We start from the raw sequence: 21,291 nt of genomic DNA, 5'->3' as shown, positions 1-21,291 counted from the left end.
AAGGTATGGTCCTGAAAACCTCGACGAACCAAACACAAGGACGGAACAACATGCGCTCATTCTCCCGCTCGCCACTGGCAGCTCATCTCGCTTTGGCGCTTGCGCTGACAGCTCTGGCACCAGCGGCCATGGCCGAACCGCACAAGGCGATTCAGGCCGATGCCGAGCAATACAAGGACGAAGCCTTGAAGCTGCTGGAGGGTCTGGTAAACATCGATTCAGGCTCCGGGTATGTACCGGGCCTGACCAAAGTCAGTGACATCGCGATTGAAGAACTGAAAAAGCTCGGTGCCACCATCGAGCTCGTTCCGAATACACCAGAGGCCAGCAATCATGTAGTTGCGACCCTGAAAGGCACCGGCAAGGCGAAGATTCTGCTGATGGCACATATGGATACCGTGTTCAAGGAAGGCTCTGCGGCCGAGCGTCCGTTTCATATCAAGGACGGTCGTGCCTATGGCCCTGGTGTTATGGATGACAAGGGCGGCATCGTTGCTGCTATCTATGCTCTGAAGGTGCTGCACAACCTGAAATTCACCGACTACGCACAGATCACAGTATTGCTCGACGCCAGCGAAGAAACCGGTTCAGGCGCCGCTACCGAGCTGATCAAGAAAACAGCGAAAGAGCATGACGTGACGCTCAATCTGGAGCCGGGTCGTCCTGCTGATGGTCTGGTGGTGTGGCGCAAGGGTTCTGCGACGGCACTGGTCGAAGTCAAGGGCAAAGCCTCGCATGCGGGCGTTGCGCCGGAACTGGGGCGTAACGCTGCCACCGAGGTTGCGCATCAGATCCTGCAACTCGGCAAACTGGGCGACGAGGAGAAGAAAACCACCGTCAACTTCACCGTGCTCAAGGCGGGTGATCGCACCAACGTGATTCCTGATCAGGCCAGCGCCAAGGCCGACGTGCGTGCCGCAGTGCCGGAGGAGTTCGATCGCGTCGAGCAGGACCTGGCCAGGGTGTCGGCCAACAAACTGGTGCCTGACACCGAGGTCAAGACCAGTCTGGTCCGTGGCTTGCCGCCAATGCCGCAGACCCCGCAGTCCGATGCTTTGGTCGCTATGGCACAGGGCATCTATGGTGAACTGGGGCGCACCCTGACCATCGAGGGCAGCGGCGGGGCGGCTGATTCAAGTTTGTCTGCCAGCGTAGGAACGCCAACACTGGATGGTTTCGGCATCGTCGGTGGCAACATTCATACGCCTGAAGAGTACGCCGAGGTGGGCAGTGTCGCGCCACGGATCTATCTGCTGTCACGGATGATCATGAAGTTGTCCGGGCAACATTGATTCGAAAAGCCTCCCGCGCAGGGTAATGAGAAGTGTTTTCCGCACGCTTCTCGTTTCTCGCGCTCCGCATTGGAACAATAAGCAGTTAGATTGTGTATAACGATGAGCGCAAGGCGCGGGAGGCTGTAGAGTCGATGACGCGCTTTTAAACAGATACAAGACTGCAGAGCCCCCGATAATGCATACAACGGGAGGCGGCTGGAATAGCGGTTCATTGTCGGGTATTTGCCGACAACTAGTTGTCATGACCCATCCCCGTGTTTACTCATGCGTCACATTGCAGGATTTGACCGATAACCTGCAGCCTCTTTGTTTACACCTTAGCGATACAGAAAAGCTGTCGTTGCGGCTCCAGAGCCTTGGAGGGTCAGCGTGCTTTCACCTGTTTCCTTTAAACCATGGCCATTTTATCAGTGCGTCCGCGGCCTTGGCGCGAGCCGGTTTTCGCGCGCTGGCCGGTTGGTATTTCTGTATATATTTAATTATGACCTTAATACCATGTCGAAAAGATAGGCTGTCCCCTGTCAAGACTAAGCACACGATCCTTTGACGCGAGCTAGAGGTCGGTACTGTCAAAATCAACTTCAAAAAAAGTTCAACAAATCGGATACAGGGTCGATACAAATATTTGACGTCATGATGATGGCGTTCTAATATTGCCCACCTTTTGATATCAATATGCTACTGCAAGGACGCACCGTGTACCCTCATGCTCCCAGAGTGGCCCTGCTGCTCATGCTCGCCATCGCGTCTTTCCCCTTGTTTGCAGCCAGCCCTCCCGCCAGTTTGCCAGGCGAACAAGACCTTATTCGTGATCGTCAGGACCGCTTGCTAGAAGAGCAACGCCGTCGTCTTGAAGAACTCAAGGACCTGCCGGGCAAGCAAGCTGTACCCGCGGCACCAGGCGCGCCTGTCGACACCCGCTGCTTCACCATCCAGCGTATAGAGCTCAAGGGCGCTGATTCACTGTCGTCTGCCGAGCGTGATGAGCTGATTGCGCCTTATCAAGGCAAGTGTCTTGGCGTCGCCCAGCTCAACGAGTTGCTGAAAGTCATCACCGATCATTACCTTGAAAAAGGCCTGGTGACGACTCGCGCCTATCTGCCGCAACAGGACCTGTCCACAGGCGACCTGCAAGTGCTGGTCATTGAAGGCAAGCTGGAACATCTGCGCGGCGATGCTGCCAGCGGCCTGTCTGCGCGTGAGCTGGCCATGACCTTTCCCGGCAGGGAAGGCGAGATGGTCAACCTGCGCGAAATCGAGCAGATGGTCGATCAGCTCAACCGTCTGCCGTCCAATCAGGCGCAGATGGAGCTGACCCCCGGCCAGGTCGTCGGCGGCAGCGATGTGGTGGTCAAGAACACTCCGCAAAAACCGTGGCGGGCTAACCTGTCGCGTACCAACGAGGGGCAGCGCAGCACCGGTGAGCAGCAATGGAACGCCGGGCTTGAATGGGACAATCCGCTGGGGCTGGCCGACCAGTTCAGCCTGCGCGGCGGCCACGATGCGATCAGCGACCGGCAGAAAGCCTCGCGCAATGCCTCGCTTGCCTACAGCTTGCCCTGGGGCTGGTGGACATTCAGCTATCTGTACAACACCAGCGAATACCGCTCGGTGGCCCAGGCCTCGAACATCAACTTCAAGCAGGACGGCGACAGCCAGAACCACCAGTTCAAGGCCGAGCGTGTCGTGTACCGCGACGCGCTGAGCAAGACCTCGCTCAATGCCGGTTTGTCCTACCTGCGCACCAACAATTATGTAGAAGACAGCAAACTGGCGCTCAGCAGCAACCGCATCACCGAGGCGCAGTTCGGCATCAACCACGGTCGGCGGGTCGGTTCGGCGTTCATCAACATCGACCTGGGCATGCAGCAGGGCATCGGCGCGCTGGATGCGCAGGGCAGCCATGATCCTGGCCCTGGCCAGGCCGATGCGCGTTATCGCAAATACACCGGCACCCTCAGCTACCTGCACCCCTTTCAACTGTGGGGCGAGAACCTGAGCTTCACCAGCCTGGCCACCGGGCAGCGCAGCGAAGATGTGTTGTTCAGCTCGCAACGTACCAGCCTGGGCGGGTCATCGTCGGTGCGCGGTTACAAGGATGAGTTTCTGTCTGGCGACAGCGGCGGTTACTGGCGTAATGAAGTACGCCTGACCCGCCCGGTCACGCTGGACTGGCTGCGCCCGGTGTTCGCCGAGTATGGCGCGGCTGCCGGTTACGACCAGGGCGTGATCCGCAACGATCGTTACAACGGCGACCAGCATGGCCGCTTGTCCAGTAACTCGTTTGAGCTGTTTACCCGAGGCCAGCACGTTGCGGCCTCAGTGACCTTCGCTCGTTCCCTGGAACGTCCTGATGTGATCGAGCGCGAAGCACCGATCTATTTCCGTATGGATTTCTTCCTTTAACAACGCTGTTTTCAATCACACTGTATCGAGGTTGCCTACATGGACGTTCACCAACTGGCTCTGCTTGCTCGTCAGCCTTCTGCTGTGCTGATTGAGCGCCAGTCCTTTTGGGGAATGCCCAAACGCGGCCTCGCGCTGATCCTGGCCAATGCCCTGTTCTGGCAGCCGCTGCTGGTTCAGGCCGAAGGCATCGTGGTCAGTGGCACGAATACCAGCCTGAATCAGGCCGGCAATGGCGTACCTATCATCAATATTGCCACGCCCAATGCCAGCGGCCTGTCGCACAACCAGTTTCAGCAGTACAACGTCGACAGCCAAGGCGTCATCCTCAACAACTCCACGAACCAGACCCAGAGCACGCAACTGGGCGGGATCATTGTCGGTAACTCCAACCTGCGTGGCACGGCCGCTACCACCATTCTTAACGAAGTGGTCGGGGCCAACGCCAGCCAGCTCAGGGGCTACACAGAAGTGGCCGGGCAAGCGGCGCGGGTCATTGTCGCCAACCCGTATGGCATCAGTTGCAACGGCTGCGGTTTCATCAATACCCCGCAGGTCACGCTGACTACCGGCAAACCGGTGCTGGATGCCAACGGGCAGTTGCAGCGTTTCAATGTGCAGGGCGGCAGCATATCCATCGATGGCGTGGGGCTGAACGCAGACAACGTCGACCAGTTCGACATCATCACCCGCAGCGCGAAGATCAATGCCGAGCTGCACGCCAAGCGCCTCAACATCATTGCCGGTCGTAACGATGTCGACGCGCAGACCCTCAATCCCACGGCCCTGCCTGACGATGGCAGTGCCAAACCGGAACTGGCCGTCGACAGCTCGGCGCTGGGCGGGATGTATGCGGGCGCGATCCGTCTGGTGGGCACCGAGGCAGGCGTCGGGGTCAGGCTTGCGGGAAATCTTGCGGCCAGTGGCGGCGATATCCAGATTGATGCCAACGGCCATTTGAGCATGACGCAGACCGCGGCAAGCGGCGCTGTCACGGCCAGGGCCAACAGTGCCGAAGTCAACGGCCCGGTCTATGCGGGGTCGTCATTGACCATGAGCACCGCGGGCGATCTCACCACCCGGCAGAACGTCGCCGCACGCGATGCGCTGAGCCTTTCCGCAGGCGGACAACTCAACAACTCGGCGGTGATCGAGGCGGGCGTCAATGCCGACAATAGCCGTAATGGTTCGGGTGATGTAACGCTTTCTGCCAACGGGTTGACCAACAGCGGCAGCATAACCGCCAGTCGCGCCTTGCAGGCCACCATTACCCAGACCCTGAACAACCAGGGTGCCACACTGAACGGGCAGTCCAGCACGCGCATCGTGGCTACAGCCGTCGACAATCGTCAGTCGGGCCGAATTCTGAGCCAGGGCGGCACTGTCGACATCAATGCGTCTCAGGTGCTCAACAGCCAGAGCGGGCTGATCAGCAGCAATGGCACTATGACCATCACTGCGGGTTCGCTAGACAACAGCCAGCAGGGAAAATTGTCCAGCAGCAGCGGCTTGTCTGCCCGTATTTCCGGGCAACTGCTCAACCAGCTGGGGCTTATCAGCGCCAATGGCGATCTGCTGCTCAACGCGGCAAGTGTGGACAACCGCAGCGCGGAAATCTCCAGCCTTGGCAGCATGACCTCGACGGTGGGGCAGTTCAACAACAGCGAAAAAGGTCGCCTGCTGGCCAACGGCGCGTTGCAGTTGACGTCCGACCACCTGAACAACCAGAACGGCTCGGTGGCCGGGCAACAGGGCGTACAACTGAACCTGGGGCAACTGACCAATACCGGAAGCGGCAGCGTTTACGGCAAAAACAGTCTGAACCTGGCCGTCAGCGGCGCGTTGAACAATGACCAAGGCACACTGCGCAGCGATAGCACCCTGGATGTGCGTGCAGCGTCTCTGAGCAACAACACCGGCAGCGTGACCAGTGCCGGCAAGGCGTCAGTCAGCACGAGCGGTGCGGTGGTCAACCGCGGCGGGCAGATCATCAGCGATGCGGGGCTGACGTTGAACAGCGCCAGCCTGGACAACAGCCAGAGCGGGCGTATTGCCGGTAATGGTCTGACACTCACCACCGGTACCTTCGATAACCATCAGGACGGTCGCCTGACCAGTACCGGCGCACTCCAGCTGAACGCCGGGCTGGTCAACAACAGCGATGCCGGTCATATTGCCAGCGCCATGGCCCTGACTGTCGTAGTCACCGGCCTGAATCAGACCAACGACGGTCGTCTGTATGGCAACAGCGATGTCAGCCTCGACCTGAGCAACGGCCTGTTGACTAACCAGGGCGGCCTGATCAATGCGCCGGGCCAGTTACTGCTGAAAAACCTGAACGTGGTCAACAACCAGAGCGGCAAGATATCCAGCGCCAACGGTTTCACGCTGGCGGCTACTTCGCTGGACAATACCGACGGTTCACTGCTCAGCGACAAGGCACTCGTTGTAAGCATCAACAAGCTGCTGACCAACCTTCGAGGTCTGGTTTCTGCGACCGGTCTCGATCTGACGGCCGGATCACTGAACAACCGCAACGGCGAAACTTCCAGCCTTGGCAGCCTGACGGCTTCCGTCGGGCAGTTCGATAACCGTGAAAAAGGTCGTCTGCTGGCCAACGGCGCGCTGCTGTTGACTGCGGATGGCTTGAATAACCTGAACGGGGTTGTTTCCGGTCAGCAAGGCGTGCGGTTGAATCTGGGGCAGATGAACAATACCGGCGGTGGCAGCGTTTACGCTAAAGATGCTCTGAATCTGACGCTGGGCGGTGTGTTGGTAAATGATCAGGGCGTGGTGCGCAGTGATGGCACTATGGACCTTAAAGCAGCGGGTCTGGCCAACACTAATGGCAGCGTGACCAGTGCTGGAACAGGCGTGCTCAACTTCAACGGCGCGGTTGCCAATCAGGGCGGGCAGGTAGTCAGTGATGCACAACTGACGCTCACCAGTGGCAGCCTCGACAACAGCCAGCGCGGGCGTATTGCCGGTAACGGTGTGGTGCTGAGCACCGGTGCGTTCAATAACCAGCAGAGCGGGAGTCTATCAAGCACTGGGGCCATGCGCCTGACGGCAGGGCAGGTCGACAACAGCGCTGCAGGTCGTATCGCCAGCGCCATGGCCCTGACTGCTGTGGTGACTGGTCTGAATCAAACCAGCGATGGCCGTCTGTATAGCAACAGCGATGTCAGCCTGGACATGAGCAACGGTCTGCTCAACAACCAGAGCGGGCAGATATCCGCTCCCGGTCAGTTGCTGCTGAAAAACCTGAACGTGGTCAACAACCAGAGCGGCAAGATATCAAGCGCCAACGGCTTCACGCTGGCGGCCACTTCGCTGGACAACACTGACGGCTCGCTGGTCAGCGACAAAGCGTTGATCGTGCGTATCGCTCAGCTGCTGACCAACCTGCGCGGGCAGATCTCCGCCAACGGCGTCACCCTGAGCGCCGCAGCGTTGGATAACCGCAACGCCGAACTGTCCAGCCTGGGCAGCCTGACGGCCACCATAGGCCAGTTCGATAATCGCGAAAAAGGTCGCCTGCTGGCCAATGGCGCGCTGCTATTGACCGCGGGCGGCTTGAATAACCTGAACGGGATCGTTTCCGGGCAGCAGAGCGTGCAACTGAACCTGGGCCAACTGAACAATACTGGTGGGGGCAGCGTTTTTGCCAAAAGCAGTCTTGGTCTGACCGTCAGCGGGACACTGAAGAATGATCAGGGTGTGCTGCGCAGCGACGGTTCACTGACCGGGAGTGCAGCCTCGCTGGCCAACAGCGCGGGCAGCATCAGCAGCGCCGGGGTCGCATCGATCAGTATCAATGACGGCGTCGTCAACCAGGGCGGGCAGATCCTCAGTGATGCACAACTGACGCTTGTCAGCGGCAGTCTCGATAACAGTCAGAGCGGGCGTATTGCCGGTAATGGTCTGACACTCACCACTGGCGCGTTCGACAACCATCAAGACGGTCGCCTGACCAGTACCGGCGCACTCCAGTTGAATGCAGGGCTGGTCAACAACAGCGATGCCGGTCGTATCGCCAGCGCCATGGCGCTGAGCGCTGTGGTCACCGGCCTGAATCAGACCAACGATGGCCGTCTGTATGGCAACAGCGATGTCAGCCTCGACCTGAGCAACGGCCTGCTGACTAACCAGGGCGGCCTGATCAATGCGCCGGGCCAGTTGCTGCTGAAAAACCTGAACGTGGTCATCAACAACCAAGGCGGTGAAATATCCAGTGCCAACGGTTTTACACTGGCAGCCAACTCGCTGGATAACACGGACGGCTCGCTGCTCAGCGACAACGCTCTCGTTGTGCGCATCGATCAGTTGCTGACCAACCTGCGCGGCAAGATTTCCGCCAATGGCCTCAATCTGAGTGCTGCAACGCTGGACAACCGCAGCGCGGAAATTTCTAGTCTGAGCACCCTGACTGCCAACATCGGCCAGTTCGACAACAGCGCGAAAGGGCGTCTGCTGGCCAACGGCAAAATGCTGCTGACAGCCGATAACCTGAATAACCAGAACGGCGTGGTTTCCGGACAGCAGGGCGTTCAGCTGAATCTGGGACAGCTGAACAACTCCGGCGCTGGCAGCGTTTATGCAAAAAACACACTGGGTTTGACTCTCACCGGGGCATCGAATAACGATCAGGGCGTGCTGCGCAGTGACGGCACGCTGGACCTGAAAGCAGCTTCTCTGGCCAACACCGGCGGTCGAGTCACCAGCGCCGGTGCTGCCACGTTGAAAGTTGATGCTGCCGTCGTCAACCAGGGCGGGCAGATCATCAGTGATGCAGGTCTGACGCTTTCCAGCGGCAGCCTGGATAACAGCCAGAGTGGTCGCATTGCGGGCAATGGTCTGGCACTCACCACCGGTACCTTCGATAACCATCAGGACGGTCGCCTGACCAGTACCGGCGCACTCCAACTGAATGCCGGGCTGGTCAACAACAGCGATGCCGGTCGCATTGCCAGCGCCATGGCACTCACCGCTGTGGTCACCGGCCTGAATCAGACCAACGACGGTCGTCTGTATGGCAACAGCGATGTCAGCCTCGACCTGAGCAACGGCGTACTGACTAACCAAGGCGGCCTGATCAACGCGCCGGGGCGGTTGCTGCTGAAAAACCTCACGGCGGTCAACAACCGGAACGGCGAAATTTCCAGTGCCAATGGCTTCACGCTGGCCGCGACCACGCTGGATAACACCGAAGGTTCGGTGATCAGCGACAAAGCCTTGATCGTGCGTGTCGCCCAGTTGCTGACCAACCTGCGCGGCCTGATTTCCGCCACCGGTGTCGAGCTGAGTGCCGCGACGCTGGACAACCGCAACGCGGAGCTCTCCAGCCTTGGAGAGCTGACCGCAACCGTCGGCCAGTTCGATAACAGCGGCAAGGGCCGTTTACTGGCCAATGGTGCGTTGCTGCTCAACGCCGACAGCCTGAACAACCAGAGCGCTGGTGCCGTTTCCGGCCAGCAGAGCGTGCAGTTGAACGTCGGGCAACTGATCAACACGGGCGGTGGCAGCGTCTACGCCAAAAACAGTCTGGGTCTGAAAGATACGGGCGTCCTAAGCAACGATCAAGGGACATTGCGCAGCGATGGCACGCTGGCGTTGAGCGCCGCTTCTCTGGGCAATACTGCCGGTAGTATCACCAGCTCCGGGGCCTCGTCCCTGACGGTCGATGGTTCGGTCGTGAACCGCGGCGGGCAGATTCTCGGCGATTCAACGCTGGTGCTCACCAGTGGCAGTCTCGACAACAGCCAGAACGGGCGTATCGCCGGCAAGGGCGTGAAGCTTGTCACCGGTGCCTTTGACAATCAGCAAGGCGGCCGCCTGACCAGTACCGGAACCCTCCAGCTCGATGCCGGGCTGGTCAATAACAGTGACGCCGGGCGTATCGCCAGCGCCATGGCCCTGACTGCCGTGGTCACCGGTCTGAATCAGACCAACGATGGCCGTCTGTACGGCAACAGTGACGTCAGTCTCGATTTAAGCAAAGGCGTGCTGAACAACGACGGCGGTCTGATTACCGCGCCGGGCCAGTTGCTGCTGAAAAATCTCAATGCAGTCAGCAACCGCAGCGGTGAAATTTCCAGCGCCAACGGCTTCACCCTGGCCGCTACGTCGCTGGACAACACCGCAGGCTCGGTGCTCAGCGACAAAGCGCTGATTGTGCGTGTTGATCAACTGCTGACCAACCTGCGTGGCCTGGTGTCCGGCAACGGTATCGATCTGGCGGCCAATGAGCTGAATAACAACAGCGGCAGCCTGAGCAGCGATGCCGACCTGCTGGTAAACGTCACTGGCCAGCTGTCGAGCCGCAGCGGCGAGCTGACCAGCGCCGGTAACACGATCCTGAATGCGCTGAGCCTCGATAATGCCGCTGGCCAGGTCATGGCTGACCGGTTCCTGAAACTGGTCATCACTGAAACCATCGACAATCAGGCCGGAACGCTGGGCGCAGGGCAGGGTATCGACATCGGTGCCGCGAGTCTGGACAACCGCCAGTCCGGTGCACTGGTCACAGATGGCCAACTGACTCTGAAACTGACCGGCGCACTGGACAATCGCACGGGTGGCAGCCTGCAAGCCAAGGGCTTGATGGACCTGTCGAGCAAGACGCTGGACAACCGCGGCGGCCGTATTGCCGCGCAGAACCTGCTGATCGTGCATAGCGACAGCGTGGACAACCGTGGCGGTTCGATTCGTGCCGAGAAAGGCCTGCAGCTGTTCGTCGATGCCCTCGACAATAGCCAGACCGGCCTGAGCACCACGCAAAAAGGCCTGATCAACAGCAATGCCGGTCTTGAACTGGTTGGCACGCATCTGGATAACCAGAACGGTCTGCTCAACGCTGCTGGCCTGATGCAGTTGCAGGTCGACAGCGCTCTCAACGGCAGCGGTCGTATCGCCAGTCAGGCCGACATGGTCGCCAACATCGCCAATCTGACCCAGCAGGGTGGCGAACTGGTTGCGCAGGGCAATCTGACCCTGACCGGCAAAACCCTCGACAACCGGTCGGGCGGCCTGGTGGGCTCTACAAAAGCGCTGAAAATCGAGGTTGCCGACATCGACAACAAGGCCGGTGAGCTGTCCAGCCAGATCGGTGTGGACATCATTGGTCAAACGCTCGACAACAGCGACGGCGGCAAGGTCCTGGCCGGTACGGCGCTTGGGCTGACCGTGGCGCGCGTGATCAACCTGAATAAAGGCCTGTTGTTCGGTAACACCCTGCGTCTCGACGGTGCACGCCTTGATAACGCAGGCGGCACGCTGGCGAGCCAGAAGGACCTGAACATCAGTCTTTCTGGCGCGCTGGACAACACGGGCGGCCTGCTCAGCAGTGAGTCAGCCATGACGGTCAGCGCTGCTTCCCTGCAAAACGCTTCGGGCAGCCTCTCCAGTGCCGATGCCTTGAGCGTCACCACCACTGGGGCTTTGAACAACCAGGCGGGTTCTGTCACCACCGACGCAACGCTGACACTGACCAGCGCCAGCCTGAACAACAGTCAGGCGGGCAAACTGGCTGGCAAGGGCGCCACGCAGGTCACCACCGGCACCTTCGACAACAGCCAGGGCGGTCGCCTGACCAGCAGCGATACCCTGCAGTTGACTGCAGGCAAGGTCATTAACCAGAGCGCCGGACGTATTGCCAGTGCGCTGGCATTGACGGCCAGCGTGACCAGCCTCGACCAGCAGGGTGGTGAGCTGTTCAGCAACACCTCGCTGAGCCTCGACCTGAACAACGGCCAGTTGAACAATCAGGGCGGTTTGATCAACGCCCCCGGCGTGTTGCTGCTGAAGAATCTCAACGGCGTGGCCAACCAGAACGGCGAAATCTCCAGCGCAAAGGCCTTTACCCTGAACGCCAACAGTCTCGATAACAGTGGCGGCAAACTGCTCAGCAGTCAGGCCCTGACGCTGATCGTGAACAAGGCCCTGAGCAACATCAAAGGTACGATTTCCGCCGCCGCGTTGAACACTCGCAGCGACAGCCTGGACAACACCGAAGGCTTGATCAGCAGCCACGCAGCTCTGGACCTGACGGTCAATACCGCCCTGACCAACGTCAAGGGCACGCTGATTGGTGACGGCGATGTGAATTTGACCGCCGCAACAGCCAATAACCGTCTTGGGCAACTGGCGAGTAAGCGAAACCTCGATGCGCGGATCGGCACTCTTCAGCAACAGAACGGCCAGATGCTTGCTCAAGGCACATTGACCTTGCGCGGCGACGCGCTGGACAACCGTCAGAACGGTTTCATCGGCGCAACCCAAGCCCTCGATATCAATGTCACCGACATCGATAACCGCGGCGGTGAACTGTCCAGTCAGGACGCGATTATCTTGACCGGCCAGCAACTGAACAACAGCGACAGCGGTCAGGTGCTGGCACAGAAAGCCCTGACGCTGAACGTTGCGCAGATCACCAACCGAACCAACGGTCTGCTCTCCAGCCAAGGAGGCTTGACGCTGGTGGGCAGCACGCTGGACAACACCGGTGGCGCGCTAAGCGCCCTCAAGGCCCTCAGTATCGACCTGTCTGCAGCGCTCGATAACACTCAAGGCCTGATCAGTAACGAAGACGTCCTGACGGTGAAGGCCGCCAGCCTGACCAACACCGCAGGCAGCGTCTCCAGCGCTGGAAAACTGACCCTCGACAGCACCGGAGCAATCAGCAACCAGGGCGGCAAACTGTTGACCGATGGTGCGCTGGACCTGAAAAGTGCCAGTCTTGATAACAGCCAGAAAGGCAACATCAGCGGCAAAGGCCTTCTGACCCTCAAGACCGGGAATTTCGACAACAGCCACAACGGTCGCGTGAGCAGCAGTGATCGTCTGGACCTGACGACCGCACAACTGACCAACAGCGATGGCGGCAGCATCGGCAGCAGCCAGGCACTGACCGCCAGTGTCAGCCGCCTGAGTCAGCAGGGCGGTAGCCTGTTCAGCAACACCTCCTTGAGCCTGGACCTGAACAACGGCCAGCTCGACAACCAGGGCGGTTTGATCAACGCGCCAGGCGCATTGCTGCTGAAAAACGTCAACGAGGTTCTAAACCAGAACGGCGAAATCTCCAGCGCTCAGGCGTTCACCGTCAACGCTCAACAACTGGATAACAGCGGCGGCAAACTGCTCAGCAACCAATTGCTGACCCTGCGCATCGCCCGTGCGTTGACCAACCTCAAAGGCATGATCGCCGCAGCCGGTGTCGACGCCACCGCCAATACCCTCGATAACACGGGCGGTACGCTGACCAGCCGCAACAACCTGGACCTGACGGTTACCGGTCTGCTCACCAACCGTGACAAAGGACTGATCAACGCTGCTCAGGCGCTCAAGGTGGGCGCGGCCAGCCTCGATAACCAGAGCGGTCAGGTGCTGGGCGGCACCAGCCTGATCCTCAACGCCACATCGATCAACAACACCGCCAAAGGCCTGATCAACAGCACCGGCACCCTGAACCTGACGGCGGGCAGCCTGGATGCCGGCAACGGCGGCGAAGTGTCGGCCACGCGCGACATGACTCTGGTCCTCAATGCACTGTCGCTCAATGGCGGACGCGTGATGGGCGACGCCGGGTTGTCCATCGACATGCAAGGCAACGACCTCAACAACCTCGGCGGCTTGATCACGGCAGACGGTCCGCTGACCCTTAACCGCATTCGCGACCTGAATAACCAGTCTGGCGAGGTCTCCAGCGCGCAGAGTTTCAGGTTCGATGGCCGCACCCTCGATAACAGCAGCGGCAAGCTGATCAGCAGCAACGTGCTGACAGTCAACGCGACCAACCTGCTCAACCAGAACGGTCTGATATCCGGCTGGCAGGGCCTGAACGTTTCCGGCAATCGACTCGATAACCGTACCAACGGCACCTTGTCCAGCCGCAACGGCAACCTTGTTACAACCCTGACCGGTGAATTGCTCAACGGCGGCAACGGTGCGTTGGTCAGCCAGAACACACTGAGCGTAACCGCTGACAGCCTCGACAACAGCGGCGGCATCCTCTCCAGCGGAACCGGTCAGACCCTGACCGTGGCGGGCCTGCTGAACAACAGCCAGAACGGCCTGATCGACGGTGGTGCAGGGCTGACCATCAAAGCCAATGCCCTGAACAACGCGGCCGGTAACCTGACGGCCCAGCAGGGTTTCAGCTTCGAAGGCAGCAGCCTCGACAACAGCGCCGGTAACCTGAGCAGCAAGGCCGATATGACACTCGACCTGCTGGGCAGCCTGACCAACACCAGCGGCAAGCTGGCCAGCGGCGGTAACCTGCTGTTGCGGCGCAGCGCGGCGATCAACAACCAGGCCGGGCAACTGATCAGCCAGAGCCTGATGACCCTCAACACATCCGGGCAACTGGATAACCGCAACCGCGGCACCGTTGCTGCCAACAACACACTGAAAGTCGTCGCGGGTGGCAGTGTCCTCAACGATGCTGATGGCTTGATCTATAGCCAGAACGCCGATGCGCATTTGAATGCAGCGAGCCTCTCCAACGTTCTTGGCGCGGTCCAGAGCGTCGGCGCACTGGTTGTGGATGTCGCTGATACCGTCGACAACCAGAACGGCCGGATCATCGCGCAGAACGGCGACCTGAACCTGACCGGTGCCAACCTCTACAGTCAGGGCGGAGTGCTGTCCAGCCTGCAAGGTCTGTTCACCGCGAAACTGGCCGGCGTGCTGAAAAATGGCTATGACGCCAACCGCCAAGGCGGTGTCATTCAGGCGCAACGCCTCAACCTGACCGCGCTGGGCGGCTTCGACAACTACGGCGGGCGAGTCTCCGCACGCAGCGGCGAAGCGCTGATTACTACCCCCGGCTTCGACAACCGCAACGGCGGCCTGTACGCCAAAGGCCTGGTGCGGGTCAACGGTGGCAACTTCGACAACAGTGGCGACAACGACGGCCAGATCGCCGGTGGCCAGGTCGAGCTGAACCTGAGCGGCGCACTGAACAACCGCTTCGGCATCATCGAAAGCGACAGCACCCTGGCCGTGACCGCTGCCAGTCTGGACAACCAGACCGGACAACTGCGCGCGCTGGGCGGTGGCGGTGCCACAAACTTCCAGATCGGCAACCTGTTCGACAACCGCAACGGCACCCTGGAAAGCGCCAACAGCGACCTGATTCTCAACGCTGGCAACTTCCTCAATGGCGGCGGTTCGCTGCTGCATACGGGTAATGGCACGTTTGATATTTCTACGGCCAACGTCACCAATGCTGGCGGCAGCATTGTTACCCGCGGTGGTTTGACACTGAGTGCCGATAGCTGGACCAACAACAACGTCATTCAGGCCGGGCGTTTGACGGTGAATGTCGGCACCTTGAATCAGACGGCGGGCGGGCAATTGCTGGCGTCGAATTCGTTTAGTGGGAGTGGCGGTAACTGGACGAATGATGGGTTGATTGCGAGTGATGGCGGGGTAGACATACGTATTGGCGGGACGTTTACCGGTAGTGGTAGGACTTCTAGTGTCGGTGCATTGAATCTGACCGCTAATCAGCTGACTTTAGCTGGTGGTGGAAGTATCGCTGGTGGCTCGCGCGCAGATATTAGTATTGCAGGAAGTGGTAATAACTACAGTCGTATTACATCGGCTGGTGATCTGGTATTCAGTTCGGGTGCTATTAATAATTACGGTACGTTGGGGGCAGCTCAGGATCTTACATTGAATACATCCTCGCTACTAAATAGTCAGGGGCTGTTATTTAGTGGCGGTAACTTGCAAGTTAATGCTAGCACTTTTACTAACCAGAAAGGTGATGTGTATGGCTTGCGTAATGTGACTGTCAAAGGTTACGGCGTCGATAGTGCAAGCAAAGTTTCAAATATTTCAGGTTCTATGGAGAGCGGAAGCAGCTTCTCTATAACCGCATCTTCATTTGATAATCGCACAGAAGCTGCCGGCGGAGATCAGGGGTTCGCTGTAGGCAGAACCTTGGTGAAAGGACTGATCGCCGTACAGTGCCTAGATTGTCGAGGTGATCACTACTCAGTTAATTTTGTCTCTAAGGAATTTTTTGAGGGCGGCCAGGATAACGATAATAGTGCTTCCGCATTCTTGACGTCGGGCAGGGATTTTACTTTCAATGGTGGGGGGTTTTTAAATAGTAAAAGCACAATAAGTGCCGTCGGAAATATTGTTATAAATGCTAGTAATGTGAGCAATCTCGGGGCTGTGAGCGGCAGTATCGAGCGTACGCGTACGTATCTCGCTAGCGGAGTTACTGATGGGACTATAGCTCGATCTATGCCAAGCGTAGATGCCTACAATCGACGTAACAATCCTGACTATCCCAATGTTTATTATGTTGGTAAGGATGGAGATCTGAGGTTGGGGGTAATTGAAGAGTATGAGGTTCAGAGCGGAAGTGACACTATCTTCACCTATAATGAGTATATTGTTCGAGACTCTGTCACCAAAGCTGACGTCGAAAATACCATTATCCAGTATGATGGCGAAAAGCCTTTGCCTGCTTCAAGCTACGACCCCAAAAATCTGCTGACGCTACCAAGCGAAATCACCAAATACTCGTTGGTGAGTGACGTCGAAGTCGCCAAAGATGGCAGCGGTAACGGCGGACGCAGTGCAGTCATTCAAGCGGGCGGAAATGTATCCATTAATGCCAAGCAGGATCTGCAGAACAGTGTCATTCACCAAGACTATGCAGGCAGCGCAGGCACCAGCAAGGTTCAGGACACGCGTACCTCCGGCACTGGCGCCACAGTTATCAGGATCAATGCCCAGCTCCCCCCCGACCTGGCCCAACAACAAGTCAACCCACTAAGCCTGCCAGGTTTCAGTCTGCCCACCGGCCAGAACGGACTGTTCCGTCTGAGCGGCCAGACCGGCACCGCAGCCGCTGTCGCCCAACCCGTCGGCCTGCCACAAAGCTGGACCATGGGCGGCGCGGCCGTATCCGTCGCGCAACGCGAGCATACCGTTTCCGATGCGCAGGCAAGCACCATCCAGATCGGCTCGGTAGGCCAGATATCCAACGCCACCCGCCAGCTTGCTTCGGTGATACGACAAGGTGCTGGCGTGAGTGCCAATGCATCCTCCTTCGACGCCAGCGCGCCAGGTGCCGCGCCCATAGGCGGATTTGTACTACCCGGTCATACCTCTGATTCCGTAGGTGTCACCAGTGTCGACAGCGTTACAGGCATTGCAACTGGCAATCAGGGTAACGGCGCTTTGCTGCCTGTTCAGAACGCTGGCTCTACATCTGGCATTCCGCTCATCACTGCCGTTTCTTCCGGCAGCTCGGCTGCTCAGAATGCCGGAATGGTGCAAGGCGCTCAGGTCAACAAGGCCGGTCAGGTTGTAAATGGGACTCAGGGTAACCCGCTCAGTGCGGTCAATCAGGCTCCAACAGGTGCCCAGTCAGGCGCGACTGACGCCGTTACCCAGGTTGTCGTAAATACTCAAGGCGGTCCGGTCATTTCTGCTGTTCGCGACCCTGTCGCTGCTCAGGTCAGCCCCGTCACCGCCGCTGTTTCAAGCACGGTGGTTACGCAGAATAGCCCTATTAGCGGCTCCAGTATTCAGCCCGCCATAGTGGCGCAAGCCAGCGCGATCACGCCGGTCGTGTCTGCCGCAGCACAAACCGTTACACGAGTGCAGGGCCTGCCCAGCAGCTCATTCGTTTCCAAACCGCAAAAATACCTGATCGAAACCAACCCGGTCCTCACCGAACTCAAGCAGTTCATGAGCTCGGATTACCTGCTCGCAGGTCTGGGCTACGACCCGGAAGTCAGCGCCAAGCGCTTGGGCGACGGCTTGTATGAACAACGCCTCGTTCAGCAGGCAGTCGTGGCCCGCACTGGTCAGGCCTTCATCGATGGGCAAACCTCCAACGAGGCGCAGTTCAAGTACCTGATGAACAACGCCATCGCCAGCAAGCAGCAACTGAACCTGGCTGTCGGCGTATCGCTGAGTTCACAACAGGTCGCAGCGCTGACCCACGACATCGTCTGGCTTGAAGAGCATGAAGTGAATGGCGAGAAAGTGCTGGTGCCGGTGCTGTATCTGGCACAGGCCGACAATCGCCTTGGTCCGACCGGGGCATTGATTGCGGGTAACGACGTCTCACTGATCGCCGGCCAGAACCTCGACAACGTCGGTACCTTGCACGCCGCCAACAACCTCTCGGCAGTCGCAGGCAACAACCTGATCAACACCGGCCTGATAGAAGCCGGCAACCGGCTCGATCTGCTCGCGGGCAATGATCTGATCAACACCGCTGGCGGCATCATCAAAGGTCGCGATGTTTCACTGACCGCGATCAACGGCGATGTGGTCAACGAACGCAGCGTCACCTCGATGGACAACAGTGCACGCGGTCAGCGCCACAACGAGTTCGCCGACAGCGCCGCGCGCATCGAAGCCGCCAACGACATGAGCATTTCGGCAGGCCGCGACGTCATCAACAAAGGCAGCGTGCTGGAAAGCGGTCGTGACATGACTATCCAGGCCGGACGCGACGTCACCATCGCCCCGACCGAAGTCACCAACAGCCTGTTCTCGGACAGCAAACACAACAGCAGCGACATCACCCAACTGGGCTCTACCGCCAGTTCCGGACGCGACCTGACCGTTCAGGCCGGACGCGACATCTCCCTCATCGCCAGCCAGATCGACGCCAAACGCGACATCGCCATGGCCGCGACCGAAAACCTCACCATCAGCTCTGCGGCGGACGAAGAACACTCCCTGTCCAAAAGCAAAAAACTGACCCGTCAGGAAGACCACGTCAGCCAAATCTCCTCCGATATTGATGCCGGGGGCAGCGTTGCCTTGCAGGCGGGCCAGAACCTCTCCGTGATCTCCAGCCGTATTACAGCGGGTAAAGAGGCGTACCTGGTTGCCGGTGAAAACCTCGACATCTTGGCTGCGCAGGACAGTAATTATTCGCTGTATGACAAAAAGAAGAAGGGGAGTTTTGGGGCGAAGAAAACCAAGCGTGACGAAATCACTGATGTGAAAAACATCGGCAGTGAAATTACCACTGGTGGTGATTTGCTGCTGTCGAGCGGAGGCGATCAGAAGTATCAGGCTGCGAAGCTGGAGAGCGGTAAGGACCTGACGATTCAAAGTGGTGGCGCGGTTACGTTTGAGGGCGTGAAGGACCTGCATCAGGAGAGTCACGAGAAGAGCAAAAGTGACCTTGCCTGGAATTCGAGTAAAGGTAAGGGCAACACCGACGAAACCTTGCGCCAGAGCGAGCTGGTGGCTAAAGGCGAGGTAGCGATCCGGGCTGTTGAAGGCTTGAAAATCGACATCAAACAGATCGACCAGCAAAGCGTCAGCCAGACCATTGATGCGATGGTAAAGGCAGACCCACAACTGGCGTGGCTTAAGGATGCTGAGCAGCGCGGTGATGTGGATTGGCGTCAGATCAAAGAGGTACATGATTCGTTCAAGTACAACAATTCAAGCCTCGGTCAGGGGGCAATGCTGGCGATCATTATCATCGTTACGGCGTTAACTGCTGGGGCTGGCACATTCGCTACAGCGGGTGCGGCAGCAGGCTCTGCTGCCAGCGGAGCGGCAACGGCTGCCAGTATTTCCACCACAACGGCTGCGGCAATTGGTACTGCTGCCAATACAGCCGTTGTTGCAGGTTTGACTTCCGCTACTTCTCAGGCAGTGATAAGCACAATTAATAACAAAGGCAATATTGGAGCCACATTCAAGGATGTCACCTCGTCCAGTTCGCTGAAGGGATATCTAACATCAGCCGCGATGGCTGGCATGATGCCTGGCTACGATCCCACTTCGCTCGGCTTCAACCTGCAAAGTGCGCAAGCAGTGTTGATGAAGTCCGCATCCGACGCGTTCGTAAACACTGTTATCAATGGCGGCAGTTACTCAGACAATCTTGGCAATGCGTTGGCTGGCCAAGCCAGCAATATTGGTATGGCCGTTGGATTTAAGTCTGTTGGAGGTTGGGCTCTCGGAAAATACGAAGACGGCAGTATTCAGAAAGTATTGGCGCACGCCTTGATGGGTGGCCTTGTGGCTGAGGCTACTGGTAGCGATTTCAAAACCGGCGCGATGGCCGCAGGCGCTAACGAAGCGTTGATCAACGTGATCAGCAACATGGTAGGCGGTGACAAGAACCTGGAGGTAATGGCGTCTCAGCTCACAGGTATCGTAGCCGCTGCTGCGGTGAATGGAGACGTAGCCAAAGGGGCCGAGGTAGCCAAATACGCGACAACATACAATCGGCAGCTGCACTATGAAGAACAGAAATGGCTGAATGAAAACGCGAAAAAATTTGCTCAGGATCTGGACATAACAGAGCAGGCAGCCATGGAGCGCCTTAGCCAACAAGCGCTGAAAAACACGGATATGTTGTGGCGCTCAGTGTTGAGTGATGGCGACGACCCTGCTGCTCAAGGATTTCTCGCGAAAGCAGGACAGACCTTTGTAAATAATCTGGGTACCGATCAGAAACTGTTTACCGCGGAAAATAATCAGCTGTTCAGGCCTGAAATGTTTGCTGATTCCGCCGATCCAGCTTTTTATAAACAGTTCGTCCAGAGCGGTATCAGTCGCGACCTGAGTGCGGGACTGGTCAAGGAGCTGAAAGATTCAGGAGTTGCGCTCAAGGACGGTGTCGTCGATCTCGCCAAGGTAGCGAAAGAAAACCCTTCAGCCATTTTTAACGGTATTTTTGAAGGTATAACCGGGCTGCCTAAAGGAGTTGTTGACAGCTTCAAGGAGAGTGGTCAGGCAATAGGTGAAGGCACTGCTGTAGCGTTGAATTCAGAGCTTTCCGGGAAGTTGAATGCTATCTACGGTCAAGATGTTGGCACTGCCCAGAAGACTTTGCTGGCCATCCGGATATTTGCAGCCGTTACCGGCGCCAAGGGTGTGGCAAGCACAGGGGATGCATTGGTCGAAAAGGCCATCGGCAAAAAGCTTGATAATGTGCTTGACCGATTAGAGCTTGGAGATGATATTGGTGCAAAAGGCCCGGGCCAGGTTACCCCTGATGTAATAAGCCCCCCCAAGCTCAGCTCGGTTGAAGACCTGTTTGGGCAGACATTTGAAAGTATCCCGCTGTCGCACCTTCCCAATTGGAAGACCGGTTCGCTTGTAAATGATGGGGTGTTGGGCGAGCAACTGGCCCTGCAAACCCTTAACGAGAAAACCGGCCTCAATTTCAAACCTCTGCAAAACAGTAGCAACCACGGCTGCGATGGCTGTGCGGTGGCAATCAATGGCGATACCATTACTGTGGTGGTTATGGATGCGAAGTCTTCGGTGAATGGCGTGAGTAAGGCCGGTACGCCGCATGGAGATCCGGCGACGAGGTTGAGAGGGTGGTTGGGTAATAGCTCAATTGCCGATTCGGACCCAGCGTTACGTGATGCTTTGCGAGCAGCGCTTCTTTCTGAAAACGTCAAAGTCCAAGGCGTGACCGTCAAAGTCGGTGTTCCTGCCCCCGGTAAAACAGGTGTAGCAGAATTTAAGGTGGAACCATGGTCCAAGAAATAATTCAGTGCGAGCGCTCGGGCGTAAACCCGAAATGGCCTTCTTACAAAAGTGTGCTGGGGCGCATAGCCAAGGGGCC

3 protein-coding genes are annotated in these 21,291 nt (G+C 58.1%); all 3 read left to right on the top strand.

Annotated features, from left to right (window positions below):
- Positions 1–50: 50 nt before the first annotated feature.
- The 3 genes from RYB66_RS15335 (at position 51) to RYB66_RS15325 (ending at position 21,215) form a co-directional block, all read left to right on the top strand.
- Complete coding sequence (locus RYB66_RS15335) at positions 51–1,292, top strand: M20/M25/M40 family metallo-hydrolase (protein WP_316894797.1); 1,242 nt, start codon at positions 51–53, stop codon at positions 1,290–1,292.
- Positions 1,293–1,991: 699 nt separating this feature from the next.
- A complete protein-coding gene (locus RYB66_RS15330) occupies positions 1,992–3,701 on the top strand; it encodes a ShlB/FhaC/HecB family hemolysin secretion/activation protein (protein WP_005745944.1) in 1,710 nt (569 codons plus the stop codon).
- A gap of 39 nt (positions 3,702–3,740) precedes the next feature.
- Positions 3,741–21,215 (top strand): filamentous hemagglutinin N-terminal domain-containing protein, encoded by a 17,475-nt coding sequence (locus tag RYB66_RS15325; RefSeq protein ID WP_316894795.1) that lies wholly within the window; start codon positions 3,741–3,743, stop codon positions 21,213–21,215.
- Positions 21,216–21,291: the final 76 nt, after the last annotated feature.

This window comes from Pseudomonas syringae group sp. 243L2, from assembly GCF_032587875.1.
Classification (GTDB): Bacteria; Pseudomonadota; Gammaproteobacteria; order Pseudomonadales; family Pseudomonadaceae; genus Aquipseudomonas; species Aquipseudomonas amygdali.
This window is presented reverse-complemented; position numbering and strand designations above follow the sequence as displayed.

Coding starts and splice junctions, on each gene's coding strand:
- RYB66_RS15335 (WP_316894797.1), top strand. CDS start 51: ATGCGCTCATTCTCCCGCTCGCCACTGGCAGCTCATCTCGCTTTGGCG.
- RYB66_RS15325 (WP_316894795.1), top strand. CDS start 3,741: ATGGACGTTCACCAACTGGCTCTGCTTGCTCGTCAGCCTTCTGCTGTG.